Source organism: Pseudomonas sp. TE3728 (assembly GCF_056279145.1).
Genome location: NZ_JBWBQT010000001.1, coordinates 5,711,188 through 5,735,216, shown reverse-complemented (window position 1 = coordinate 5,735,216; position 24,029 = coordinate 5,711,188). Strand labels below are relative to the sequence as shown.

At 59.0% G+C, this 24,029-nt stretch carries 21 protein-coding genes; 5 read left to right on the top strand and 16 right to left on the bottom strand.

Features of this window, described 5'->3' with window-relative positions; all coding sequences use genetic code 11:
- Positions 1–120 precede the first annotated feature (120 nt).
- The 6 genes from ACZ89R_RS25280 to aceK form a co-directional block, all read right to left on the bottom strand.
- Positions 121–1,464 carry an OprO/OprP family phosphate-selective porin gene (locus ACZ89R_RS25280; protein WP_123501126.1) on the bottom strand — a complete coding sequence of 448 codons (1,344 nt, stop codon included), beginning with the start codon at positions 1,462–1,464 and terminating at the stop codon, positions 121–123.
- Positions 1,465–1,696: 232 nt separating this feature from the next.
- A complete protein-coding gene (locus ACZ89R_RS25275) occupies positions 1,697–1,933 on the bottom strand; it encodes an anti-sigma factor family protein (RefSeq protein ID WP_123501124.1) in 237 nt (78 codons plus the stop codon).
- Positions 1,927–2,538, bottom strand: coding sequence for an RNA polymerase sigma factor (locus ACZ89R_RS25270; protein WP_429547734.1), 612 nt, complete (start codon positions 2,536–2,538; stop codon positions 1,927–1,929). The genes ACZ89R_RS25275 and ACZ89R_RS25270 overlap by 7 nt, the downstream gene beginning before the upstream one ends.
- 158 nt (positions 2,539–2,696) lie before the next feature.
- Positions 2,697–3,818 (bottom strand): beta-ketoacyl-ACP synthase III, encoded by a 1,122-nt coding sequence (locus tag ACZ89R_RS25265; protein WP_123501120.1) that lies wholly within the window; start codon positions 3,816–3,818, stop codon positions 2,697–2,699.
- Between the two features lie 342 nt (positions 3,819–4,160).
- Positions 4,161–8,072 (bottom strand): ATP-dependent RNA helicase HrpA, encoded by a 3,912-nt coding sequence (hrpA, locus tag ACZ89R_RS25260; protein WP_429547735.1) that lies wholly within the window; start codon positions 8,070–8,072, stop codon positions 4,161–4,163.
- A gap of 215 nt (positions 8,073–8,287) precedes the next feature.
- The gene (gene aceK / locus ACZ89R_RS25255; protein WP_429547736.1) at positions 8,288–10,009 is read right to left on the bottom strand and encodes a bifunctional isocitrate dehydrogenase kinase/phosphatase; all 1,722 of its coding nucleotides are present in this window, start codon (positions 10,007–10,009) and stop codon (positions 8,288–8,290) included.
- Between the two features lie 129 nt (positions 10,010–10,138).
- On the opposite strand from aceK, the gene ACZ89R_RS25250 reads away from it, so the two are divergent.
- Positions 10,139–11,050, top strand: a complete 912-nt coding sequence (locus tag ACZ89R_RS25250) for a DMT family transporter (RefSeq protein WP_429547737.1) — start codon at positions 10,139–10,141, stop codon at positions 11,048–11,050.
- Positions 11,051–11,258: 208 nt separating this feature from the next.
- Here the strand turns inward: ACZ89R_RS25250 and ACZ89R_RS25245 are convergent, their stop codons facing one another.
- The 4 genes from ACZ89R_RS25245 to cysK form a co-directional block, all read right to left on the bottom strand.
- The gene (locus tag ACZ89R_RS25245; RefSeq protein WP_123501112.1) at positions 11,259–12,122 is read right to left on the bottom strand and encodes a DMT family transporter; all 864 of its coding nucleotides are present in this window, start codon (positions 12,120–12,122) and stop codon (positions 11,259–11,261) included.
- 107 nt (positions 12,123–12,229) lie between these two features.
- Positions 12,230–12,394: a hypothetical protein gene (locus ACZ89R_RS25240; RefSeq protein ID WP_218398126.1), complete on the bottom strand. Its 165-nt coding sequence runs from the start codon at positions 12,392–12,394 to the stop codon at positions 12,230–12,232.
- A gap of 280 nt (positions 12,395–12,674) precedes the next feature.
- A complete protein-coding gene (locus ACZ89R_RS25235) occupies positions 12,675–13,613 on the bottom strand; it encodes an aspartyl/asparaginyl beta-hydroxylase domain-containing protein (RefSeq protein WP_429547738.1) in 939 nt (312 codons plus the stop codon).
- 234 nt (positions 13,614–13,847) lie between these two features.
- Positions 13,848–14,822: a cysteine synthase A gene (gene cysK, locus ACZ89R_RS25230; protein ID WP_429547739.1), complete on the bottom strand. Its 975-nt coding sequence runs from the start codon at positions 14,820–14,822 to the stop codon at positions 13,848–13,850.
- 126 nt (positions 14,823–14,948) lie between these two features.
- Here cysK and ACZ89R_RS25225 point away from each other — a divergent pair, with 126 nt between their 5' ends.
- Positions 14,949–16,025: a DUF748 domain-containing protein gene (locus ACZ89R_RS25225; RefSeq protein WP_429547740.1), complete on the top strand. Its 1,077-nt coding sequence runs from the start codon at positions 14,949–14,951 to the stop codon at positions 16,023–16,025.
- Here ACZ89R_RS25225 and ACZ89R_RS25220 read toward each other — a convergent pair.
- The gene (locus ACZ89R_RS25220) at positions 16,022–16,525 is read right to left on the bottom strand and encodes a DUF2442 domain-containing protein (RefSeq protein WP_429547741.1); all 504 of its coding nucleotides are present in this window, start codon (positions 16,523–16,525) and stop codon (positions 16,022–16,024) included. The two genes, ACZ89R_RS25225 and ACZ89R_RS25220, sit on opposite strands and share 4 nt — an antisense overlap.
- Positions 16,513–16,743 carry a DUF4160 domain-containing protein gene (locus ACZ89R_RS25215; RefSeq protein WP_063342788.1) on the bottom strand — a complete coding sequence of 77 codons (231 nt, stop codon included), beginning with the start codon at positions 16,741–16,743 and terminating at the stop codon, positions 16,513–16,515. Before ACZ89R_RS25215 ends, ACZ89R_RS25220 begins: the two co-directional genes overlap by 13 nt.
- Before the next feature lie 202 nt (positions 16,744–16,945).
- Between ACZ89R_RS25215 and ACZ89R_RS25210 the strand changes: the two genes are divergently transcribed.
- On the top strand, positions 16,946–17,791 hold the full coding sequence (locus tag ACZ89R_RS25210; RefSeq protein ID WP_038979370.1) for an AAA family ATPase: 846 nt from the start codon (positions 16,946–16,948) through the stop codon (positions 17,789–17,791).
- 25 nt (positions 17,792–17,816) lie between these two features.
- The gene (locus ACZ89R_RS25205; protein ID WP_038979369.1) at positions 17,817–18,995 is read left to right on the top strand and encodes a vWA domain-containing protein; all 1,179 of its coding nucleotides are present in this window, start codon (positions 17,817–17,819) and stop codon (positions 18,993–18,995) included.
- 120 nt (positions 18,996–19,115) lie between these two features.
- Here the strand turns inward: ACZ89R_RS25205 and ACZ89R_RS25200 are convergent, their stop codons facing one another.
- From ACZ89R_RS25200 to ACZ89R_RS25185, 4 genes are all read right to left on the bottom strand, one after another.
- Positions 19,116–20,042, bottom strand: a complete 927-nt coding sequence (locus ACZ89R_RS25200; RefSeq protein WP_429547742.1) for a 5-oxoprolinase subunit C family protein — start codon at positions 20,040–20,042, stop codon at positions 19,116–19,118.
- Complete coding sequence (gene pxpB, locus ACZ89R_RS25195) at positions 20,039–20,743, bottom strand: 5-oxoprolinase subunit PxpB (protein ID WP_429542650.1); 705 nt, start codon at positions 20,741–20,743, stop codon at positions 20,039–20,041. Before pxpB ends, ACZ89R_RS25200 begins: the two co-directional genes overlap by 4 nt.
- Entirely contained in the window at positions 20,740–21,492 is a 753-nt protein-coding gene (locus ACZ89R_RS25190) for a 5-oxoprolinase subunit PxpA (protein ID WP_429547743.1), read from the bottom strand. Before ACZ89R_RS25190 ends, pxpB begins: the two co-directional genes overlap by 4 nt.
- A 78-nt stretch (positions 21,493–21,570) precedes the next feature.
- Positions 21,571–22,854, bottom strand: coding sequence for an MFS transporter (locus ACZ89R_RS25185; protein ID WP_123501098.1), 1,284 nt, complete (start codon positions 22,852–22,854; stop codon positions 21,571–21,573).
- 147 nt (positions 22,855–23,001) lie between these two features.
- On the opposite strand from ACZ89R_RS25185, the gene ACZ89R_RS25180 reads away from it, so the two are divergent.
- The gene (locus tag ACZ89R_RS25180; protein ID WP_429547744.1) at positions 23,002–23,931 is read left to right on the top strand and encodes a LysR family transcriptional regulator; all 930 of its coding nucleotides are present in this window, start codon (positions 23,002–23,004) and stop codon (positions 23,929–23,931) included.
- Positions 23,932–24,029: the final 98 nt, after the last annotated feature.

The window sequence follows — 24,029 nt, the reverse complement described above, 5'->3', positions numbered from 1 at the left end:
GGGAGGAGTATCGCTTATCTGATTGCCTAACCCGAAACAAAAAAAACCCCGCCAAGGCGGGGTTAAAACGAGAGGAGCTTTAACGGATGAAGAAAGAGCTCTTACAGCGTTTACTGCAATTTAGAACACGTATTGAGCGCGGACCACGAAGCCGTCACCGCTGTCATCACCGGTGCGACGGGCAGGCGTCGTGCCGCTGGCCGCTGTGGCATTGGTCACGTTGTCCGTCTTGGCCTTGAGGTAGGCGCCAGTGATTTTCACCGCTTCGTTGGCGTACCAGTTGACGCCAAGGGTGTGCACTTGGGCTTCGGCATCGCCGACATCGCGGGTCAGGCTGGCGGTGGTGATGTTGTCGTCTTCGACGGTCAGGCTGTCGTAACGATAAAACAGCTCCCAGGCACCGATGGACTTGTTGGCCGGTTTGATCGCGTCGAACTTGCCGACTTTATAGCCACGGGCTTCGCCGGTGAGGGTGTAGGCACCCTGAACGTAGAAACCGTGGCCTTTGATGTCTTCACGGCTGCTGTCATCGGCCTTGGTTTTGCGGGCGATGTATTCACCCTGGATCGAGGCCGGGCCCATGGCGAATGCGGCTTCCAGGCCGTAAGCATCGTCCCGGTCATAGGAGCCGGCCGGTGACGAGGAACTGCCGCCCAGCACTGGTCGGTTACCGTTGGTGCCGGCATCGTTGCCGCCGAGGGTTTCAACGCCACGCATGCCCATGCGGGTGCGATAACGCGAATCGAAAGCCGTGTCGGAGACATCACGGGAAGCCACGTTCACACCGAAGTGCAGCACGTTGCCGGCGTCATGCATCGGCGCGAAGACAAAACGGCCGTTGGCCTGTTTAACGCTGTTGCCATCGGTATCGTCGGTGTCTTTGCTGAACACGCCGGCGGAAGCGTAGAACGAATCAGCGAAGGTGCTGGAGGCTTGCAGGCCCAGACCATTCTGGTGGCTGTTCGCCCAATCGACCATGTCGTACGCCATGTTGCGTTCTGGCGCGGTGACCCACTTGGAGCTGGTGGCTTTTTCCAGGCCGAAGTCCGGGTCGAAACGACCGACTTTGATCGAGACCGGTTTGAAGCCGTTGTAGGCCAGCGACGCTTCGTCGAAGTAACCGTTATCGGAATCACCGCTGTTGTGGGAGAAGTCGTAGTTGATGGTGTAAGCCCAATCGGTGTACAGCACACCAGACAGTTCCAGGAAGCCACGACGGATGTAGGCCGCGTCAGCGGTATCGCCGTTTCGGGTGTAGACACCATCGAACTGGCTGTAGTCAGCCTGCAAGCGACCGCCGAGTTTGAAGCTGAATTCTTTATCGGTGGTGGCGACTTCGAGGCCGCCCTTGGTTTTGACTACGATATCGGCGCCGTCAGTGGTGACGGTGCCAGCGAAAGCCTGGGCGGTTACTGCCATGGCCAATGCGCTGGCGGCAAAACCGGCGAAGTGCTTACGGATCATCGAAGAGTTCCCCTAATTGGTGGTCTGTAGCTTGGAAACACGCGGGTCTGGCCCGCTTGTGTTGGGAGGGAATCTTGGAGGCGGGGTATTTCAGCCGGGTTGCTGATAGATAAAGATTTTATGACAGGGGAACTTTTTTACTTCGAATCGAAATAACAGAAAAGCAGCGCCAAGGGATGAGCTGCAAGCCGCAAGCTAGAGCGGCTGAAGGGGTGTGTTACGGACGGGGAAACTACGGTTTGTTCTTCAGATGTTCGTTGGCAAGCCGTTCAGCCAGCGCATCCAGATCAGGTACAGGCGGCTCGGGCATCACTTTCAAGGTGGCCTGCATCAACCGCATCTGCCGAATGAACCGTCGGCAATTGGGGCAAAACATCAAATGATGTCGCATCATCAGTCGTTCTCGAAAACTCAGTTGGCCATCGAGATAATCACTGGAGCGCGCCACTTGTTCCTTGCAGGTCAACATTCGCCGGTTTCCTCAAAATGCTCCACGGTCGCAAAGACCTTCAACCGTGCCCGATGCAGCAGCACACGAACATTGGAGAGCGAGATCTCCAGAAGATTACAGATCTCCTCCAACTCCAGCCCCTGTCGCTCACGCAACAGCAAAACACTGCTTTGCAGTTCCGACAGGCTGAGCAGCGTGTGCTCCAGACATTCGCGCAACTCGTTTTCGGTCAACAGGGCCTCTGGCGTGTCCTGATGCCAAGCGTACGGCGCCACCAGCCAGTGACCATCAGTCGATGAAAAACGATCGTCATCGAGGGTGCCGTGAGGCGACGGCAGGTCATCGAGCAGCACTTCCCGGCGGTTTTGCTTGTAGCGGCTCTTGGCCGTGTTGGCGGTGATGGTCAGCAGCCAGGTCTTGAGGCTCGAACGCCCCTCGAACCCGCCGAGATTGCGCACCACCGACAGCCAGGCATCCTGAACCACTTCGTCGACGTGTCGGTTGCCGACGATGGCATAGGCCACCGCGCGCATGGCGCTCTGGTAGGTGCTGACCAGTTCCTTGAAAGCCCTCTGCTCGCCCGCCAGCAGGCGTTCGAGTAGTAGAGCGTCGTCAGCAGCCATTGATGCCTCTTATCCGAATGAGTGGGACACAAGAAAAAGATCGCAGCCTTCGGCAGCTCCTACATGTCGATCGTATCCAACCACGATAGCGGGTTGAAATCCAATCCTGTAGGAGCTGCCGCAGGCTGCGATCTGTTCAGGCGTCTTTTCAGGCAAGTTCAGCGCTTGCGCAGAATCACGCTACCGATCGAGTAGCCGGCGCCGAATGAGCTGAGTACCGCCAGCGAACCGCTGACCAGATCGTCCTGATTCTTGTGAAACGAAATCACCGAACCGGCAGAGCTGGTGTTGGCATAGGTGTCGAGAATCACCGGGGCTTCTTCTTCGGTGGCTTCGCGGCCCAGCAGCTTCTTGACGATCAGGTGGTTCATGCTGAGGTTGGCCTGGTGCAGCCAGAAGCGCTTCACGTCGCTGACGTTGAGCTGGTTTTCTTGCAGGTGCGTGGCGATCAGCTCGGCGACCATCGGGCAGACATCGCGGAACACCTTGCGGCCTTCCTGGACGAACAGTTTGTCGGGGGCACCGATGCCCTCTTCCGCAGCGCGGTTGAGGAAGCCGAAGTTGTTGCGGATGTTGTTGGAGAACTTGGTCAGCAGTTTGGTGCTGACCACGTCGAACTGGTACTTGGACGTCGCCAGATCCGCACGTTCGATGATCACTGCGGTGGCGGCGTCGCCGAAGATGAAGTGGCTGTCGCGGTCGCGGAAATTCAGGTGACCGGTACAGACTTCAGGGTTGACCATCAGGATCGCCCGGGCCTGGCCCAGTTGCACGCTGTTGGCCGCTGCCTGGATGCCGAAGGTCGCCGAGGAACAGGCGACGTTCATGTCGAAACCGAAACCCTGGATGCCCAGCGCTTCCTGGACTTCGATGGCGATGGCCGGGTAGGCACGTTGCAGGTTGGAGCAGGCGACGATCACACCGTCGATGTCAGCGGCGGTCTTGCCGGCACGCTGCAAGGCTTGTTCGGCCGCACCGATGGCCATCTGGCAAAGCACCGACCACTCATCGTTGGAACGTTCTGGCAAGCGTGGCGCCATGCGCTGCGGATCGAGTATGCCGTCCTTGTCCATGACAAAGCGGCTTTTGATGCCGGACGCTTTTTCGATAAACGCCGCGTTGGATTCGGTCAATGCCTCGACTTCGCCGCGCGCGATGGCGTCGGCGTTGTCGGCGTTGAACTGCGCGACGTAAGCGTTGAAAGACTGCACCAGCTCTTCATTGGAAATGCTGTTGGCCGGGGTGTACAGGCCGGTGCCGCTGATGACGACGTTATGCATGGTCGTTTCTCTAATCCGTTCAGGCAGAAAGCGCTGGCACCGACGTACCAACACACAAAGGGTCTATTCCAGGCTCCGGACGCAAACCTGGCATCGCTTTATTCCGATCCGCCCGGGCCCGTGGAGGCTCAAAACCGCGGGGCTGGCGTTTATAGGCGCGAAGTTTGCCATAAACGCTGGCTTTTGGCGCCTTTTGCGAAGGCGCGATGTAATGCGATACCGGGTAAGAGCTGCCGAAGGCTGCGATCTTTTGATCTTTCTTTGTCGCGACACCAGAAGATCAAAAGATCGCAGCCTTCGGCAGCTCCTACAATAGACCGCAGGCGATCAAGGGGGTCGTGTTTACGGTTCGACCTGGCTCCATTGCTTGTTCAGGCGCTTGTCGGAGATCGGCACCTTGGTCCCCAATTGCTGCGCGAACAGCGAGACCCGGTATTCCTCCAGCCACCATCGATAGAGCTCCAGCTGCGGATCGCGTTTGCCTTCCTGAGCGTGTTTGTTGGCGCGGGTCTGGTATTGGGCCCAGAGGCCGGACAATTCGCCGCTCCAGACCCGGTCTTTCTGCACCTGAGCGCCGAGTTTTTCGAAACGTTGCTCGACGGCCTTGAGGTAACGCGGCAGTTCCTTGAGCCACGGCATCGGCGTTTCGCGCACGAACCCCGGATACACCAGATGGCTGAGCTGCTGCTTGATGTCGTTCAAGGCCACGGCTTGCGCCAGATCGATCTTGCCCTTGAAGCGTTTTTGCAGGCCGTGCCACAGCTTGAGAATCTCCAGCGTCAGCTTAGCCAACCGTTCGGCGTGCTCGGTCCAGCCACCACGTTTGCGCTCGGCCAGCGACGCCAGCCCGGCGCCATCGCGTGGCAATGGGTCTTCGCCCTCGAGAATGCAGCTGTCGAGACTGGCCAGCAGAATGTCTTCCACCAGGCTGTCGACTCGCCCCATGTCGCGGTACATCAGGCCCAACTCGGTCAGCCCCGGCAACTTGCCGCGCAGGAACTTCGCCGGTTCCGCCAGTTGCTGCATCAGCAAACGCTGCAAGGCCCGGCGATGCTGGAACTCGGCTTCGGCCGGGGTCGAGAATCGACCTTCCTTGACTGTGCCGCCCTCTTCCACCAGCGCCGGATACACCGTCATCGATAGCCCGGCGATTTTCTGCTGGGTTTTTTCGGCCACGGCGGCAAAGACTTTCGGCTCCACCGGTTGTTGGCTCTTCGCCGTTTGCGGCACCGCCAACGCAGCCTGGCTCGCCTCGGCAAAGCGTGCGGTCAGCTCGGCCAGGTCACGGCCTTCGCCGAGGAACTTGCCCTGACCGTCGACGATTTCCAGATTCATCCGCAAATGACTGTCGACCTGTTGCGAGGCTTCGGCCCAGGCTTCATCGCTGACCCGCGCACCGGTCATGCGCAACAGTTCACGGCCCAGCGCTTGAGGCAACGAGCCCTCGGCGAAAGTCATGCGCTGCAATGCGGCTTTGACGAAGTCCGGCACCGGCACGAAATTCTTGCGCAACGCTTTAGGCAGGTTGCGCACCAGCGCAATGCACTTGGCCTCGATCACGCCCGGCACCAGCCATTCCAGTCGTTCCGGCGGCAGCATCGGCAACAGCGGCGCCGGCACGCGCAAGGTCACGCCGTCGCGAGGATGGTTGGGTTCAAAGTGATAACTCAGCGCCAGTTCCAGATCACCGATGTGCAGGGTGTCCGGGTAATGCGCAGCGGTGACTTCGCTGGCTTCGCGGGCCAGCACGTCTTCTTCGCGCATGATCAGCAGCTGCGGGTCTTTCTGGCTGTTGACCCGGTACCAGCTGTCGAAAGTCGCGGTCTGGTGAATTTCTGCTGGCAGTCGCGCATCGTAGAAGGCGAACAAAGTTTCTTCGTCGGCGAGGATGTCGCGGCGGCGCGCCTTGGCTTCCAGTTCGTCGAGCTGTTCCAACAACTGTGCATTGGCAGACAAACACTTGGCCTTGGATTGAATCTCGCCGCGCACCAGACCTTCGCGAATAAAAAACTCACGAGACACCACCGGATCGATCGGCCCGTAATGCACCGGCCGGCGCCCGACCACGATCAGCCCGAACAGGGTGATTTGCTCGAAGGCCACAACCTGACCACGCTTCTTCTCCCAATGGGGTTCGAAGTGATTTTTCTTGATCAGGTGCCCGGCCAGCGGCTCGATCCAGTCAGCGTCGACCTTGGCGACCATCCGCGCGTAGAGTTTGGTGGTTTCCACCAGTTCGGCGGTCATCAGCCATTGCGGACGCTTCTTGCCCAGGCCCGACGACGGGTGAATCCAGAAGCGCCGCTGACGGGCACCGAGGTAATCGCCGTCTTCGGTTTTCTGGCCGATCTGGCTGAGCAATCCGCAGAGCACGGCTTTGTGCAGTTTCGGGTAATCCGCCGGCTCTTTGTTGAGGCTCAACTGCATGTCGCGGCAGATCAGACTCAACTGCCGATGGGAGTCGCGCCACTCACGCAGACGCAGGTAATTCAGGAAGTTCTTGCGGCACCAATTGCGCAGCGGGCTGGCGGTCAAGGCCTGGCGTTGCTCTTCAAAACCACGCCACAGATTAACCAGCCCGGCGAAGTCCGAGTCCACGTCTTTCCACTGCGCGTGGGCCTGATCGGCGGCTTGCTGACGCTCCGGCGGACGCTCGCGCGGGTCCTGAATCGACATGGCACTGGCGACGATTAGCACTTCCTGCAAGCTGCCAAGTTTCGCCGCTTCCAGCAGCATGCGGCCCATGCGCGGGTCCACCGGCAACCGCGCCAGTTGGCGACCGAGCGGCGTCAGCTGACTGTTGCGGTCCACTGCCGAGAGTTCTTGAAGCAGGTTGAAACCGTCGCTGATGGCCTTGCCATCTGGCGGCTCGATAAACGGGAAATCGGTGATCTCGCCGAGGCGCAGATGGAGCATCTGCAGAATGACTGCTGCGAGGTTGGTCCGCAGGATTTCCGGGTCGGTAAATTCCGGGCGACCGATGAAATCTTCTTCGCTGTAGAGGCGGATGCAAATGCCCGGCTCGACCCGCCCGCAACGGCCTTTACGCTGGTTGGCGCTGGCCTGGGAAATCGCTTCGATGGGCAGGCGCTGCACCTTCGCGCGGTAGCTGTAACGACTGATGCGCGCGGTGCCGCTGTCGATCACGTAACGGATGCCCGGTACCGTCAGCGAGGTTTCGGCGACGTTGGTCGCCAGTACCACGCGACGCCCAGGGTGGGACTGGAAAATCCGCTGTTGCTCGGCCGGCGACAGCCGCGCGTACAACGGCAGAATCTCGGTGTGTTTGAGCTGGGCCTTGCGCAGCATGTCCGCCGCATCGCGAATCTCGCGCTCGCCGGGCAGGAACACCAGCACATCGCCCGGGCTCTTGCGCTCGCTGCGTTCGAACGCGGCAATCTCGTCGAGGGTGGCGAGAATCGCCTGATCCACGGTCAGGTCATCCTCGACGCGGTTGCCCTCCTCATCCTGCTCCAGGGTCAGCGGGCGGTACCAGGTTTCCACCGGGAAGGTACGACCGGAGACCTCGACGATTGGTGCATCATCGAAATGCTTGGAGAAACGCTCCAGGTCGATGGTGGCCGAGGTGATGATGACTTTCAGGTCTGGACGACGTGGCAGCAGGGTTTTCAGGTAACCGAGCAGGAAGTCGATGTTCAGGCTGCGTTCGTGGGCTTCGTCGACGATGATCGTGTCGTAGCGTTCGAGGTAGCGGTCGTTCTGGGTTTCCGCCAACAGAATGCCGTCGGTCATCAGTTTGATCAGGGTGTTGGCATCGCTCTGATCCTCGAACCGCACCTGATAACCGACCAGCGCGCCCAACGGCGTCGCCAACTCTTCAGCGACCCGGCTCGCCACACTGCGGGCGGCGATTCGACGGGGCTGGGTGTGGCCGATCAGGCCGTGCTGGCCGCGACCGATTTCCAGGCAGATTTTCGGCAACTGGGTGGTTTTACCCGACCCGGTTTCGCCGGCAATGATCAGCACCTGATGCTTGAGCAGCGCTTCCTTGATTTCGTCGCGCTTGGCGGCGATTGGCAGGCTGTCATCGTAACGAATCACCGGCAGGCTGGCGCGCCGCGCCAACACCTGATCGCAGGACGCCTGCGTGCGCGTCACCCACTGGGCCAGTTTGGCCTCGTCAGGTTTCTTGCGCAGCTCCAGCAACTGCCGCCGCAGCCGGTGGCGGTCGGCGAGCATGGCGTGATCGAGGTTTTTCAGCAGTTTGTCGATTGAAGGCGATTCGTCAGTCATCAGGTACGCAAAAGTCGTCTAGTGGCGCAGGGGGCGGATTGTCGCAGATTTGGCAGCGATTGCGGGTGGTTCTACTGTAGGAGCTGTGTAGAGGAGCTGTGTAGGAGCTGTCGAGTGCAACGAGGCTGCGATCTTTTGATTTTGATTTTGATTTTTAAAGACAAAATCAAAAGATCGCAGCCTCGTTGCACTCGACAGCTCCTACAGGGGTGGTGTTATTCGTTATCCAGGCCCTTGCGGCGGTACGGGAACACGTCGATCACTTTGCCGGCGCGAATCGCCTCCTGCAAACTCTTCCAGTAATCGGCGTTGTACAACTCGCCATGCAACTGATCGAACAACTTTCGTTGCCCCGAATCGGCAAACAGGAACGGTGGAAATTCCTCGGGGAATACATCCAGCGGCCCGATCGAGTACCACGGTTCGGAGGCCATTTCGTCTTCCGGTGTGCGCGGTTGCGGGATGTGGCGGAAGTTGGCTTCGGTCAGGAAACAGATCTCGTCGTAGTCATAAAACACCACACGACCGTGACGGGTGACGCCAAAATTCTTCAGCAACATGTCGCCGGGGAAAATGTTCGCCGCCGCCAGTTGCTTGATCGCCAGACCGTAATCCTCCAGCGCCTCGCGAACCTGCGCCTCGTTGGCGTGTTCCAGATAAAGGTTCAATGGCGTCATCCGGCGTTCGGTCCAGCAGTGACGAATCAGCACCGTATCGTCCTCCACCGAGACCGTGGACGCGGCCACTTCGAGCAACTCTTCCAGGCATGCCGGTTCGAACTTGCTCAAGGGGAAACGGAAGTCGGCGAACTCCTGGGTGTCGGCCATCCGCCCGACCCGGTCGACGCTTTTCACCAGGCGATACTTTTCGATCACCGTGGCGCGGTCGACGTTTTTCGACGGCGAGAAGCGGTCCTTGATGATCTTGAAGACGGTGTTGAAGCCCGACAGGGTAAACACGCTCATGACCATGCCGCGCACGCCGGGGGCCATGATGAACTGGTCGTCAGTGTTGGCCAGGTGATTGATCAGCGCGCGATAAAACTCGGACTTGCCATGCTTGTAGAAGCCGATCGAGGTGTACAGCTCGGCGATGTGCTTGCCCGGCAGGATGCGTTTGAGAAAACCGATGAATTCCGCCGGCACTGGCACATCGACCATGAAGTACGAACGGGTGAAGGAGAAGATGATCGACACCTCGGCCTCATCGGTGATCAGCGCATCGATCTGGATTCCCCGGCCTTCGCGGTGCAGCAGCGGAATCACCAGTGGCCATTGCTCGTCGGGGGTGTAAATGCGCCCCACCAGATAGGCGCCCTTGTTGCGGTAAAGCACCGAGGAAAACAGTTCGACGCTCAGCTCTGGGTCCTTGCAGACCCAGTCCGGCAGGTTCTCGCGCAACTGCGCTTCGAGGCGACGCAGGTCGCCGGCCAGATCGGCGTAATCTTCGCTGAAGCGGTAGTCGGCAAAGATGCTCGTGAGCATGCCGGACAACTGCCCCTGCGGCTTGTAGGTGCGGGTTTGCGCGGCCCGGGCGCGGCGCAGGCTCGGCCGCGTAGTGTGAATGAACATGCAGCCATCGCTGATCAGGTCGTGGCTGAACAGGCCGCAGAAAATCGAGTTGTACCAGGTCTCGGACAGTTCATCGTCGAAGCGCAGGTCGATCAGGCTGATGTAAGCGCTTTTGACCAGCGGCCAGTTGCTGACGTCCATCAGCACCTCGGTCGCGAACGACGCATGCAAGCGCCCTACCGTTTCGCCGACCTTTTCTTCGTAGAGGTTGATCCGCGCCGCCGACGCGACTTGCGTCTCTTGCCATTGGGCCTGCTCAAAACGGGCTCGGGCGCCGTCGGTGATCTGACGGAAATGCTCGCGGTAATCGTCAAAGCCATCGAGGATCATTCGGGCGATGTCGGCGGCTGGCCATTGCTGCGGCATAGGTAAAACCTCGGCGGCTGTTCTTGTCGTTGGAGCCTGAGCTTAGTGGCCCTGTGTGACGCAACGCAACCATTGCCTTGCGCCCTGACTGGCGCGACACTTACGCGCCAATCAAGGAAGGAAAGCGCTGTGAACCCCGTCGATATCCTGCGTATGTTGTCGCTTGCCGCCATTTGGGGGGCGAGCTTTCTGTTCATGCGCGTTATTGCCCCAGTGATTGGCACAATCCCCACTGCTTTTTTTCGCGTGTCGATTGCCGCCGTCGGGCTGCTGGTGATCCTTGGGCTGATGCGCATCAGCTGGGATTTCAAAGGCAAATTCAAGACGGTGATGCTGCTGGGGATGATTAACTCCGGGATTCCAGCGACCCTCTATTCCGTGGCCGCCCAGGTGCTGCCGGCCGGTTACTCGGCGATTTTCAACGCCACCACGCCGCTGATGGGTGTGCTGATCGGCGGATTGTTCTTCCATGAAAAACTCACTGCAGCCAAGCTCGGCGGGGTGTTTCTCGGACTGTTCGGCGTGGGCATCCTCACCCGCGCCGGGCCGGTGGCGTTCAACATGGAACTGCTGATGGGCGCACTCGCGTGCCTGATGGCCACCACCTGCTATGGCTTTGCCGGGTTCCTCGCCCGGCGCTGGCTCGACCATGCCGGTGGCCTCGACAGTCGCCTTTCGGCGCTGGGCAGCATGCTCGGCGCGACGTTGTTGTTGCTGCCGTTGTTTGGCTACAGCGTGATCAGCCAGCCACCGGTGAGCTGGGGTGGCTGGAGTGTCTGGCTGTCATTGCTGGGGTTGGGTTTGGTCTGCACAGCCTTTGCCTACATTATTTACTTCCGTTTGCTGACGTCGGTTGGCCCGGTGAAATCGATGACCGTGACCTTCATGATCCCGCCGTTCGGCGTGTTGTGGGGGGCGCTGTTGCTGGATGAGCCGCTGTCGATGGCGCACCTTTATGGCGGGGTGTTGATTGCGCTGGCGTTGTGGCTGGTGTTGAAGCCGGCGGTGGTGAAGGCGCGTGAGGTGGTTGCCCGGTCGTGATGTGGTGTTGCTGATGACGCCTTCGCGGGCAAGCCTCGCTCCTACACTGGAAATGCATTTCCCCTATTGGAGCTGCCGAAGGCTGAGATCTTTTGATCTTGCTCTGCGGCGGCCCCGAAAAGATCGCAGGCTACGCCAGCTCCTACACTGGATCGGTGTTGCGACGAAGATCCAGTGCAGGAGCTGTGCCTGGAGCGGCCTTTCGGTTTCAAGCGTTCTTACGGAACACAAACACCAGGCCGACGATGATCAGCCCCATTCCCAGCAGGCTCAACGCCGCCAGTCGGTTGCCGAAAAACAGGTAATCCATCACCGCCGTCACCGCCGGCACCAGGTAAAACAGACTGGTGACATTCACCAGATTGCCCCGGGCGATCAGCCGATACAGCAGCAGCGTCGCCAGCACTGATACCACCAACCCCATCCACAACACCGGCACGATGAACCCGGTGCCGTGTTCGAAATGAAACGGCTGGAACGGCACGAATATCCCGCAGAGCAACAGCCCGGCAAGGTACTGCACCGGCAGCGTTCCGAGGGGATTGTCGGTGATGCGTTTCTGCATGATCGAGCCGAAGGTCATGCTCGCCAGCGCCAACAGACCGAAGAGCATGCCAGCCAATGACATGCCGGCCAGACCGATGCCTTGGTAAACCACCATGATCAACCCGGCCAGGCCCAGCGCCAGACCGAAGATCCTGCTTATTGACCGGTGCCGTTCCATGATCACTACGGTGAGAATCGGTTGCACGCCCATGATGGTTGCCATCATGCCGGGGGTGACCTTCAGGTCCAGGGCCAGCAGATAGAAAATCTGATAAGCCCCCAGCAATACCACGCCCGTGGCCATCGCATACAACATCGGCTTGCCGCCCTTGGGTAGTTTCAGCTTGAGCAACGGCATCAACAGCACCAGCCCGCACAAGGCAATGGCGAAACGAATCAGCAAAAAGGCGAAGGGTGATGCGTGCGCCAACCCCCATTTGGAGAAGATCGCGCCGCTGCTCCACAGCAAAACGAACAGGCTCGTGGACGCCGCCGCGAGCGCGGATTTTTTCGAAAGGACAAACATGAATACCACCTGTAGTCAGGCAAAAAGCCAACTCAGCCGAAGCTGAAATTCAGTAGTTTTTTCAGGCGCTTTTTCAGATGGGCACAGGAACAGCAGAAAAAAGCTGATCAGCCCGAGAAGCCAACGCCTGGCGGTGATACGACTGCGCACACCGGCGTGCTACTGACAGGTGGGGGGTAATGACTGATCTGCGCAGGCTGCTGATTCCCGCACGGCACGACGCCAGCGTTGACCGCTGAATCGACTACCGCGTTGATGGGGGAAGCTGGCATGGGCTGATCTTTTTTGATGGGTGAAAGGGTGGTTCGGGAAACCACCGAGGGCCGACTATAACCAGCGTGTGACATGGATTGCAATGAGTTAACGTCAGAGCCGAGAAACAGGAGCCTGACACGATCCCTGTGGCGAGGGGGCTCGCCCCCGTTCGACTGCGAAGCAGTCGTAAACCAGGCACTGCATTCGTTCTGAAAGAAATGGGATCACTGATTTTGGGGTCGCTTCGCGACCCAACGGGGGCAAGCCCCCTCGCCACAGGTCACTCAGCAATCGGTCTCACCCAAACAACCAATATCCCAACAACGTCAACACCACCACCGCCAGCACCGGCCGCAGTACGCGGTAGGCCTTGGGGTTACGACGTTTCCACTGTTTGACCATACCGCTGAATTTGTCGCTGAAGTTCTTGCTCCAGGCATAGGCCTGGTTGATCCCGCCAACGCGTTCATCATCAAGGTTCTGGGGTGCAGTGGCGCGCCCCAGCCAGCCGCTGATCGAGCGGTTGATGCGGGTCATCAGACGATTGCTCAGCGGCCGTTCGATGTCGCAGAACAGAATGACTCGAGTTTGCTCGGTTTCATTCTTGACCCAATGCACGTAGGTTTCGTCGAACATCACGTCTTCGCCATCACGCCAGGCATAGACCTGACCGTCAACGAAGATCCGGCAATCGTCGGAGTTCGGCGTCGACAGCCCCAAGTGATAACGCAGGGAGCCGGCGAATGGGTCGCGATGCGGGTTGAGGTGACTGCCGCCCGGCAGCAACGCGAACATGGCGCCTTTGATGTTGGGAATTCTGCTGAGCAGTGCCACGGTTTTCGGGCATAGGGCTTCGGCTGATGGCAGTGGTTTGTCGTACCACTTGAGGTAAAAGCGCTTCCAGCCTTTCTTGAAGAACGAACCGAACCCGGCGTCGTTGTTCCTTTCTGCGGCGCGAATGTAGCCCTCGTCAAACAAATGCATCGCTTCGTCGCGAATAACTTCCCAATTGTCCCTGAGCACATCCAGTTCGGGGAACTTGCTGCGGTCCAGGTAGGGTTTGGATGGCACGCTGGAGAACAGGTACATCAGGGCGTTATAAGGTGCGAACAGGGCCGAGTGATTGACGAACTGACGCAGAACCGGCAAACGCGCCTTGCCACGCAAGTGCACATAGAGCGTGCTACCGAGAAACAGCAACAACACCGACGCCTTCGCGACAAAGGAAAAGTTCATCTACAACTCCTTGATAGTAGGTAACTTTGCCACGTCATTTACCCGACGTGGCAATCAGCCATGATAAACACTACCGGCCTCGGGAAATACCCGCATCATTCAACATTCAGTGTTAAGGATTACGCAACAAACACTTATTAACACAAGGTTCCTGAACGGGGGCTGACCTGAATCACCCCCCAAAAAAGCAAGATCAAAAGATCGTCCGAACGCGGCCCGAACCTTCGGCAGCTCCTACTGCTGATTCTCCTGTTCGGTAAACAGATCGCTGAACAGCATGCTCGACAGGTAGCGCTCGCCAGAGTCGGGCAGAATCACCACGATGGTCTTGCCCTGCATTTCCGGGGTTTCGGCCAGCCGCACAGCCACCGCCATGGCGGCGCCGCACGAGATACCGCTCAAAATTCCTTCTTCCTGCATCAGGCGCAGGGCCATCGCCTTGGACTCTTCGTCGCTGACCAGTTCGACCCGGTCGACCATCGACAGGTCCAGGTTCTTCGGCACAAAACCAGCGCCGATACCCTGGATTTTGTGGGGGCTCGGTTTGATCTCCTCTCCAGCCATCGCCTGGGTGATCACTGGAGACACCACCGGCTCCACCGCCACTGAGATAATCGGTTTGCCCCGGGTATTCTTGATATACCGCGAAACCCCGGTAATGGTTCCACCTGTCCCGACACCCGCCACCAGTACGTCGACCGCACCGTCGGTGTCGTTCCAGATTTCCGGCCCGGTGGTCTTTTCGTGGATGGCCGGGTTGGCCGGGTTTTCGAACTGCGCCGGCATGAAGTAGATCGATGGATCACTGGCGAGGATTTCGGCAGCTTTCTCGATCGCGCCTTTCATGCCTTTGGCCGGTTCCGTCAACACCAGTTCGGCGCCAAGGGCTTTGAGCACCTTGCGCCGCTCGATGCTCATGGACGCGGGCATGGTCAATACCAGTCGGTAACCGCGGGCAGCGGCGACGAACGCCAGGCCGATGCCGGTATTGCCCGAAGTCGGTTCGATGATGGTCATGCCGGGCTTGAGTTTACCGCTGCTTTCGCCCTCCCAGATCATGTTCGCGCCGATCCGGCACTTGACCGAATAGCCGGGGTTACGCCCTTCGATCTTGGCCAGGATGGTGACACCGCGCGGGGCGATACGGTTGATCTGAACCAGCGGCGTATTGCCAATGGAATGGGCGTTGTCAGCATAAATACGGCTCATGGCTGGGTCCTTATACAGCGTTGAATTAGCTGTCCAAGGTATGCCTGTTACCCGTGGTCGTCCAGTCAGTCGAACGTCCGCTTACCCCCGCAGTCAATCGCTTTATACCGCCAGAGATTTGCCGCCATGAAGCGTCGATACAGTTGGCCCCTGTGGACCCTCGCTGGCCTCGTTCTGCTGCTGGTTGCCCTGCACATCGCGCTTCCCTATCTGGTGCGCGATTACCTCAACGAGCAACTGGCGGACATGGGTGACTATAGCGGGCAGATTACCGACGTAGACCTGGCCCTGTGGCGCGGCGCCTACAAAATCAATGGACTGAAAATCGTCAAGGTCAATGGTAAGGTTCCCGTGCCTTTCGTCAACGCGCCATTGATTGACCTCTCCGTCAGCTGGCACTCGCTCTGGTATGACCACGCGGTGGTGGCCGAGGCGCAGTTCGACAACCCCGAGGTGAACTTCGTCGACGGCGGTGCCAACAAGAAAAACTCCCAGACCGGTGAGGGCACCGACTGGCGGGCACAGTTGGAAAAATTGTTGCCGATTACCCTGAACGAAGTGCGGATCAACGACGGGCGGGTCACCTTCCGAAACTTCAATTCAAAACCGCCCGTGAACATGAATGCCACTCAGGTCAATGCCAGCATTTACAACCTGACCAACGTGGTCGACACCAAAGGCAAGCGCGATGCCCGCTTCGACGGCAAGGCGCTGTTGCTGGGGCATGCACCGCTGGAAACCACGGCGACCTTCGATCCGCTGAGCGACTTCCAGGACTTCGAATTTCGCCTGCGCGCCAGGAACCTTGAACTCAAACGCATGAACGACTTCGCCTCGGCCTACGGCAAGTTCGACTTCAATGCCGGCCATGGCGACGTGGTCATCGAAGCCGAAGCCAACAAGGGCCAACTCACCGGCTACATCAAGCCGCTATTGCGCGACGTCGATGTGTTCAATTGGCAACAGGATGTGGAGAACAAGAACAAAGGGATATTCCGTTCCATCTGGGAAGCACTCATCGGTGGCACCGAGAACGTGCTGAAGAACCAGCCGAAAAACCAGTTCGCCACTCGCGTCCAGCTCAGAGGCAGCGTGCATCAGAAAGATATCAGCGCATTCGAGGCGTTTTTGCAGATTTTACGTAATGGTTTCATCGAGGCGTTCAATGCCCAGTACGAGCGGCCCAAGCCGGATGCGGGCTAAGACTTGCGTGTGACGGTGTAACGACCGGTTTCTTCCGCTGCCCGCGCCGGGTTTGATTGCTGTTGCAGAAAGTCCCAGCCCAGACAGGCCAGCGCCAACGACCGCGGCACAGCTTCACGACCACTGCTGTAGCGACTGATACTGCGGGCACTAACTCCCAGCGCCTCGGCCGCCTGATTCAGCGGCAACCCGGTGCGAGCACGCCAATCAATGAAAATACGGGTATTTTCATCTGCCGCATTTTGCGCCAGAGCATCCAGATACAGCGTGTCTGCGCCTATCTGGATATCCAGTTCGGGCCACTCAACACACCAGCCATCGTCACCCAAAGCGGCGCCTTCAAAAGCATGCCCCTCCAGCAATGGTTGCAACCCCGGGTACGAACGCAGATCACGACTTAAATCCAGGCTCAGTTGCTGCCCATCGATGAAAGTCAGCGCCAGCCTGTAATCCGGCAGCACTTGCACGGCCGACAGCCGTGGTCGTTTCATGGGTAACATCGTTTCCAATCCTCCAGCAATTGCACCTGATGGGCCCTGACCCACTCCAGCGCTTCCTTGATAATCAGCGGCGGTGCCTTGCCCATCATCACTTCGAGGGTTTGCAGGCTGAGCATCACGTCCAGGCCGCCACCGGTCAGGTGGACATGGGGCGGCGGATGATCCTTCTCGCGCAACTGAATGCGGTACGTATCGCGAAATCGGTATTTAGTAGACATGCCCCGCAAGCTATCGCCAAAATGGCGATAGCTCAATACTGGCTAGCAGCCGAGACTGAGTCAAGATGTGACGCCCCATTCAGAGACTGAATAAGCCGTCTGCGTTCACAGTCGACCGGGCAGCGCGTTATAGTCGGGTACTACAATTATTGCGCCCCGCCCTGCCTCGTTCAGGTCGGCGTTACCGTTCGAGGATTAGCAGATGAAGTTCGAAGGCACCCAGGCCTACGTCGCCACCGATGACCTGAAGCTAGCGGTCAACGCCGCCATCACCCTGGAACGGCCACTGCTGGTCAAGGGCGAGCCAGGCACCGGCAAGACCATGCTCGCCGAGCAACTGGCCGAGTCCTTCGGCGCCAAGTTGATCACATGGCACATCAAATCCACCACCAAGGCGCATCAAGGCCTGTATGAGTACGACGCGGTCAGCCGCCTGCGGGACTCGCAGCTGGGCACAGAGAAGGTTCACGACGTTCGCAACTACCTGAAAAAGGGCAAGCTCTGGGAGGCTTTCGAATCCGAAGAGCGGGTGATTCTGCTGATCGACGAAATCGACAAGGCCGACATCGAGTTCCCCAACGACTTGCTGCAAGAACTCGACAAGATGGAGTTCTACGTTTACGAGATCGACGAGACCATCAAGGCCAAGAAGCGCCCGATCATCATCATTACCTCCAACAATGAGAAAGAGCTGCCGGACGCCTTCCTGCGCCGCTGCTTCTTCCACTACATCGCCTTCCCGGATCGCGTCACGATGCAGCGGATCGTCGACGTGCATTACCCGAACATCAAGAAAGATCTGGTCAGCGAAGCGCTGGACGTGTTCTTCGACGTGCGCAAGGTGCCGGGCCTGAAGAAGAAGCCATCGACCTCGGAATTGGTGGACTGGCTGAAATTACTGATGGCCGACAACATCGGCGAAGCGGTACTGCGCGAGCGCGATCCGACCAAGGCCATTCCGCCACTGGCCGGCGCCTTGGTGAAAAACGAACAGGACGTGCAATTGCTTGAGCGTCTGGCGTTCATGAGCCGTCGCGGTTCTCGCTAAGCCCCGATAGAGAGAGGCGATCGCCATGCTGCTCAACCTGTTCAATGAAATGCGTGCCGCCAAGGTGCCAGTCTCGGTACGTGAGCTGCTGGACCTGATCAACGCGCTGAAACAGCGCGTGACCTTCGCCGACATGGACGAGTTCTATTACTTGTCGCGGGCGATTCTGGTGAAGGACGAAAAGCATTTCGACAAGTTCGACCGGGCCTTCGGTGCCTACTTCAACGGCCTGGAAAAGCTCGACGATCACCTCCAGGCGTTGATTCCGGAAGACTGGCTGCGCAAGGAATTCGAGCGTTCCCTGACCGATGAAGAGCGGGCCGCGATCCAGTCCCTGGGTGGCCTGGACAAGCTGATCGAAGAGTTCAAGAAACGCCTGGAAGAACAGAAAGAACGCCATGCCGGCGGCAACAAGTGGATCGGCACCGGCGGCACCAGCCCGTTCGGCTCCGGTGGCTTCAACCCGGAAGGCATTCGGGTCGGCGATGCCGGCAAGCGTCAGGGCAAAGCGGTCAAGGTCTGGGATCAGCGCGAATACAAGAACCTCGACGATTCGGTCGAACTGGGCACGCGCAACATCAAAGTCGCCCTGCGGCGCCTGCGTAAATTCGCCCGTCAGGGTGCGGCCGAAGAGCTGGACATCGACGGCACCATCGACCACACAGCTCGCGATGCCGGGCTGCTGAACATCCAGATGCGTCCGGAACGCCGTAACACCGTCAAGTTGCTGTTGCTGTTCGACATCGGCGGCTCGATGGACGCCCACGTGAAGATCTGCGAAGAACTGTTCTCGGCCTGCAAGACCGAGTTCAAGCATCTGGAGTACTTCTACTTCCACAACTTCATTTATGAATCGGTGTGGAAGAACAACATGCGTCGCACCTCTGAGCGCACCGCCACCCAGGACCTGCTGCACAAGTACGGCGCCGACTACAAAGTGATCTTCATCGGCGATGCCGCCATGGCGCCCTATGAAATCACTCAGGCCGGCGGCAGCGTCGAGCACTGGAATGAAGAAGCCGGGTACGTGTGGATGCAGCGCTTCAAGGAAAAGTACAAGAAGCTCATCTGGATCAACCCGTACCCGAAAGACACCTGGGGCTATACCTCATCGACCAACATCGTGCGGGATTTGATTGATGACCAGATGTTCCCGCTGACGTTGCGGGGGTTGGAGGAAGGGATGCGGTTTCTTTCCAAATAATCTTCGTTGTCTGTTCGGACGCTATCGCGAGCAGGCTCGCTCCCACAGTTGATCTCCAGCGAACACATTATTTGTGTACGACCAAAATCCAATGTGGGAGCGAGCCTGCTCGCGATGCTTTTAGCTGTTCAGAAAGCGGCGTAAATATTCGACCTGTTCGCGATGAGCGACGTCTTGCACCACCGGCCTCAACCGCACCTTCGCCCCCGGCAAACACTGCGCCAGTCGCGCCAAGGCCAATGGCGTCAACGCCCCCAGGCGCGGATAACCGCCAATGGTCTGCCGATCATTGAGCAGCACAATCGGCTGCCCGTCCGGCGGCACCTGGACCGCGCCCAGCGGGATGCCCTCCGAGATCATCGGCTTGCCCTGATACTGCAACGCCGTTCCCAACAGGCGAATGCCCATGCGGTCGGCGCGGCTGTCGAGGGTCCAGACACTGTTGAACGCGTCGAACAAACTCTGTCCACTGAACTCGCCGATCTGTGCACCGAGCACCAGGTCCAGCGGCGCATTGAGTTTGAAATCCGGCACTTGCTCGGGCACCAACTCCCGCAGCAGTAGCAGCGAGCTCCCCGAGTAGCTCAACTGCGTTTCTTTGGCCAACGCCCGCCCCATGCCATCCAGCCCACCGAGCTCCTCACGGACCACCGTTGCGCTACTGCCCAACACCTTTGGCGCATCAAATCCGCCCGGGGCCGCCAAATAAGCCCGAGCGCCAAGCAGTGGCTGGGTGAATTGCAATTGCTGACCTTTGTTCAGCCTGAAACTGCGCCACGGCGCCAATGTCTCGCCATCCACTTGCGCCCCCAGATCCGCCCCGGCCAATGCCAGCACGCAATCCTCCTGAGCAACGACCGTAAACCCGCCGAGGGTGATTTCGATCACCGATGCATCCAGCCCATTACCCAGCAGCCAATTGGCCCACGACATCGACCGCCAATCCGCCGCCCCGCCCTGGGTCACGCCCAGATGCCGCACGCCAAATCGGCCGGCGTCCTGCAACAGGCACAGCGGTGTACTTGCTTCAATCGTCAGTCGGCTCATGCCAGGGCCTCCAACGGCGTGTCATCACCGCCAAGGTTGATGAACTCGGCATGGCTGACCGCTTCGAAGCGCACGGTGTCGCCCGGTTGCAACAGGCTGTAGCCGTCGCGCTCGCGGTCGAACAATTTGGCCGGGGTGCGGCCGATCAGGTTCCAGCCGCCGGGGGATACCACCGGATAAGCTGCGGTCTGGCGTTCGGCGATGCCAACACTACCGGCAGCCACTTTTTTGCGCGGAGTATTCATACGCGGTGCAGCCAACACTTCCTCCACCAATCCCATAAAGGCAAACCCCGGTGCGAAGCCCAATGCGAACACTTGATACTCGCGCTCGCTGTGACGACGGATGACCTCTTCCACCGCTAATCCGCTGCGCTGAGACAGTAACGTCAGTTCCGGACCAACACTCAGGTCGTACCAGACCGGCAACACATGGCATTTACCCCTGGCCCGAGCGTTGGGCGACAGATCGATCAAGGCTTCAGTAATCAATTCCCGCGCCTGAGCCGGGTTCAGCGCCATCAAATCGTAATGCACCATCAGTGTCGTGTAGGACGGCACCAGATCGATCAAATGGTTGCCGAACGCCTCCCGCAGACGCTCGCTGGCGGCGAGCATCCACGGCATGTTGGCTTCGCTGATTTCATCGAACAGACGCACCATCAGGCAATCCAGCGCCACCACTTCTACCCGTGGTTTCATGACGCGCTCTGCTGATTCAAGGCTTGGCGAATGCGCTGCACGGCAGCCACCGAACTGGCGTTGTCGCCGTGTACGCACAAGGTATTGGCTTGCAAGTGCAAGGCGCTGCCATCGCTGGCCGTGAGGTTGTCACCGCGAGCAATGATCAGCGCCTGTTCGATAATTTTCTCGGGATCGTGATGCACGGCTCCCGGCAGTTGCCGCGAGACCAGCCTGCCGGCGCTGTCGTAAGCGCGATCGGCGAAGGCTTCGAACCACAGTGTCACGCCATATTCATCGCCGAGTTGCTGCGCGGCACTGTAGTCGCGGGTGGCCATCAACATCAATGGCAGCGTCCGGTCGTAGGCCGCCACGGCCTGAATCACCGCGCGCAATTGCGCCGGGTTGGCCATCATGTCGTTGTACATCGCGCCGTGGGTTTTGACGTAACTCACCCGCCCGCCCTGTGCCCGGCAGATGCCGTCGAGGGCGCCGATCTGGTAATGCAACAGGTCCTGCAGTTCCTGGGCGGTGTAAGCCATGGATCGGCGACCGAACCCCACCAGATCCTGATAGGCCGGATGAGCGCCAATCTGCACCCCGTGGCTCAGGGCCAGGCTGACGGTTTTGCGCATGATGCTCGGGTCGCCGGCGTGGAAGCCACAAGCGATGTTGGCGCAGTCGATGAAGGGCATGACCTCGGCGTCCAGACCCATGGTCCAGTTACCGAAACTCTCGCCGATGTCGCAGTTCAATAGCAGGCGGTTCACGGTGAACACTCCTGTAGGCTTTTATCTTCTTAGCTGAAGGACATATGCCCCTCAGATTATCAGTTACCGGATATTCGGTTATTGAGCGTCGAGTTGCTTGCCACGGGTTTCCGGCAGGCTGAGGGCCGCCAGGATCACTACCCCGTAGGACACTGCCGCAAAGGCGCCGATTCCCACGCTCAGCGGCACCTTCTGGCTGAGCAAGCCGATCAACAGCGGGAACAACGCCGCCAATGCCCGACCGATGTTGTAGCAAAAACCCTGGCCCGAGCCGCGAATCCTCGTCGGAAACAGCTCAGTCAAAAACGCACCCATGCCGCTGAAGATCCCCGAAGCGAAGAAGCCCAAAGGGAAACCCAGCCAGAGCATCACACCGTTGCTGACCGGCAATTGGGTGTACAGCAGAACAATGGTGAACGAGCCGACCGCGAACAGAATGAAGTTCTTTTTACGACCGAGGATGTCAGTCAAATACGCGCTGATCACATACCCGACGTAGGACCCGACGATCACCATCGCCAGATAACCACCGGTGCCGAGTACGCTCAAGCCCCGTTCGTTTTTCAGAAAGGTCGGCAGCCAGGAAGTGATCGCGTAGTAACCGCCGAGGGCGCCGGTGGTCAGGATCGAAGCGCGAATCGTGGTGAACAGGATGCCCGGGGCGAAGATCTCGTAGAACTTGGCCGGGTTGCTTGGCTCTTGCTTGGCTTTGGCTTCGCGGTAGATTTCCGGATCCTTGACCAAACGACGGACGAAAATCACGAAAATCGCCGGCACGATGCCAAGGAGGAACAGAGCGCGCCAGGCGTCTTCCGGCGGCAGCACCGAGAACAGCAGCGCATACAGAATCGCCGTCAGGCCCCAACCCAGCGCCCAGCCCGATTGCACCATGCCGACGGCTTTGCCGCGGTCCTTGGCGCGAATCACTTCACCCATCAGCACCGCGCCAGCGGTCCATTCACCGCCGAAACCGAAGCCCATCAACGTGCGGCTGATCAACAGCTGCTCGTAGTTCTGGGCGAAGCCGCAGAGGAAGGTGAAAAAGGCGAACCAGAGCACCGTCAGTTGCAGGGTGCGTACCCGACCGATGCGGTCAGAGAGAATCCCCGCCACCCAACCACCAATGGCCGAGGCGATCAGGGTGCTGGTGTGAATCAGCCCGGCTTCGCCAGTGGTAATGCCCCACATGGCAATCAGGGTCGGCACCACGAAGCTGAGCATCTGGGTGTCCATGCCGTCCAGGCCATAGCCGATCTTGCAACTCCAGAACGTACGACGTTCCTGCTTGTTGATGTTGTGGTACCAATCGAAGGGTCCCGGGCGAGCCGTGGCTTTTGAAACGAGGGTGTCGGGCGCACTCATGGCAAGTCTCCGTGCAAATTTTATTGGTATTGTTCTGAGCCCCGACGACGCCTATCGTGGGAACCGGATGCGTCGATTTTTGGACGCTTGGCCCTGCTGCGTCCAACTAATAAAAACCCGGCCAAGGCATAAGAAAAAGTTGATCCCATGAACCTGAAGTTTCTCGAGACCTTTGTCTGGGTCGCCCGACTCAAGAGTTTTCGCCTGACGGCAGACAAACTCTTCACCACCCAGGCATCGATTTCCAGCCGTATCGCCGTGCTCGAAGGCGAGCTCGGGGTGAAGCTGTTCCTGCGCGATTCTCGCGGCGTGAGCCTGACGCCCGAAGGCTTGAAAGTGCTCGAATATGCAGAGCAGATGATGGACACGATGCAGGCGCTCAAGCATTCGATCGAGACTCGCTCAAGCAAGGTCGGGCGGGTCCGGCTCGGTGTCATGGACACCGTCATCCACACCTGGCTCAGCCCGTTGGTGGCGCAGATGATGGATCATTACCCGCTGGTGGAAATCGAGCTGGTGGCCGATACGGCGCTCAACCTCTGCGATCAGCTGCAAAAAGGCTTTCTCGATCTGATCCTGCAAACCGACCTGTTGCGTCAGGAGAGCGTGCGCAGCCTGGAGCTGGCCAGTCATCCGATAGGCTGGATCGTGGCCAGCAACTCCATCTACAACCGCGAGTATTCGGGTGTCGCCGATCTGGCGCGGGAGCGGATCATCACCTATTCGAAAAATTCCCAGCCACACCAAGAGATTCTTGCCCTGATGCAGGCCAACGGGGTCATGGCGCCCCGGCTCAACTGCGTGAATTCGGTGTCGGCGATTACCCGGTTGCTGCGGGACGGCTTTGGCATTGGGGCGTTACCGCCAGTGTTGGTCGCAGAGGAACTGGCGCGGGGGGAATTGACCTTGCTGGCCATCGATCAACGACCGCCGAATTTGCAGGTAGTGGTGTCGTGGCGGGTGGGCGTGGAATGGGTCGAAGAGATTGTGGCGCTGTGTCAGCAAGTCGTGGAGCGCTATGCGCATAAAGTGGGCGAGCAGTACATCGTCCTGAGCAAACCACAGGCCAAAATCTGAAGGACATTTTTCAAACTCTAAATCCGAACCACTATCATTTGCATTATTTTTTCAAGGAGGTATTCTCTGCGCGCTTTCAGCTAAACCATTGTTCAGAA

What these genes read in the sequence shown, in the direction of transcription:
- ACZ89R_RS25185 (WP_123501098.1), bottom strand. Translation starts at nt 22,854, where the DNA reads ATGAGTGCGCCCGACACCCTCGTTTCAAAAGCCACGGCTCGCCCGGGA.
- pxpB (WP_429542650.1), bottom strand. Translation starts at nt 20,743, where the DNA reads ATGAAACCACGGGTAGAAGTGGTGGCGCTGGATTGCCTGATGGTGCGT.
- ACZ89R_RS25205 (WP_038979369.1), top strand. Translation starts at nt 17,817, where the DNA reads ATGCTGCTCAACCTGTTCAATGAAATGCGTGCCGCCAAGGTGCCAGTC.
- hrpA (WP_429547735.1), bottom strand. Translation starts at nt 8,072, where the DNA reads ATGACTGACGAATCGCCTTCAATCGACAAACTGCTGAAAAACCTCGAT.
- ACZ89R_RS25280 (WP_123501126.1), bottom strand. Translation starts at nt 1,464, where the DNA reads ATGATCCGTAAGCACTTCGCCGGTTTTGCCGCCAGCGCATTGGCCATG.
- ACZ89R_RS25270 (WP_429547734.1), bottom strand. Translation starts at nt 2,538, where the DNA reads ATGGCTGCTGACGACGCTCTACTACTCGAACGCCTGCTGGCGGGCGAG.
- ACZ89R_RS25245 (WP_123501112.1), bottom strand. Translation starts at nt 12,122, where the DNA reads ATGTTTGTCCTTTCGAAAAAATCCGCGCTCGCGGCGGCGTCCACGAGC.
- ACZ89R_RS25180 (WP_429547744.1), top strand. Translation starts at nt 23,002, where the DNA reads ATGAACCTGAAGTTTCTCGAGACCTTTGTCTGGGTCGCCCGACTCAAG.
- ACZ89R_RS25200 (WP_429547742.1), bottom strand. Translation starts at nt 20,042, where the DNA reads ATGAGCCGACTGACGATTGAAGCAAGTACACCGCTGTGCCTGTTGCAG.
- ACZ89R_RS25265 (WP_123501120.1), bottom strand. Translation starts at nt 3,818, where the DNA reads ATGCATAACGTCGTCATCAGCGGCACCGGCCTGTACACCCCGGCCAAC.
- ACZ89R_RS25240 (WP_218398126.1), bottom strand. Translation starts at nt 12,394, where the DNA reads ATGCCAGCTTCCCCCATCAACGCGGTAGTCGATTCAGCGGTCAACGCT.
- ACZ89R_RS25220 (WP_429547741.1), bottom strand. Translation starts at nt 16,525, where the DNA reads ATGTTACCCATGAAACGACCACGGCTGTCGGCCGTGCAAGTGCTGCCG.
- ACZ89R_RS25275 (WP_123501124.1), bottom strand. Translation starts at nt 1,933, where the DNA reads ATGTTGACCTGCAAGGAACAAGTGGCGCGCTCCAGTGATTATCTCGAT.
- aceK (WP_429547736.1), bottom strand. Translation starts at nt 10,009, where the DNA reads ATGCCGCAGCAATGGCCAGCCGCCGACATCGCCCGAATGATCCTCGAT.
- ACZ89R_RS25210 (WP_038979370.1), top strand. Translation starts at nt 16,946, where the DNA reads ATGAAGTTCGAAGGCACCCAGGCCTACGTCGCCACCGATGACCTGAAG.
- ACZ89R_RS25225 (WP_429547740.1), top strand. Translation starts at nt 14,949, where the DNA reads ATGAAGCGTCGATACAGTTGGCCCCTGTGGACCCTCGCTGGCCTCGTT.
- ACZ89R_RS25215 (WP_063342788.1), bottom strand. Translation starts at nt 16,743, where the DNA reads ATGTCTACTAAATACCGATTTCGCGATACGTACCGCATTCAGTTGCGC.
- ACZ89R_RS25235 (WP_429547738.1), bottom strand. Translation starts at nt 13,613, where the DNA reads ATGAACTTTTCCTTTGTCGCGAAGGCGTCGGTGTTGTTGCTGTTTCTC.
- cysK (WP_429547739.1), bottom strand. Translation starts at nt 14,822, where the DNA reads ATGAGCCGTATTTATGCTGACAACGCCCATTCCATTGGCAATACGCCG.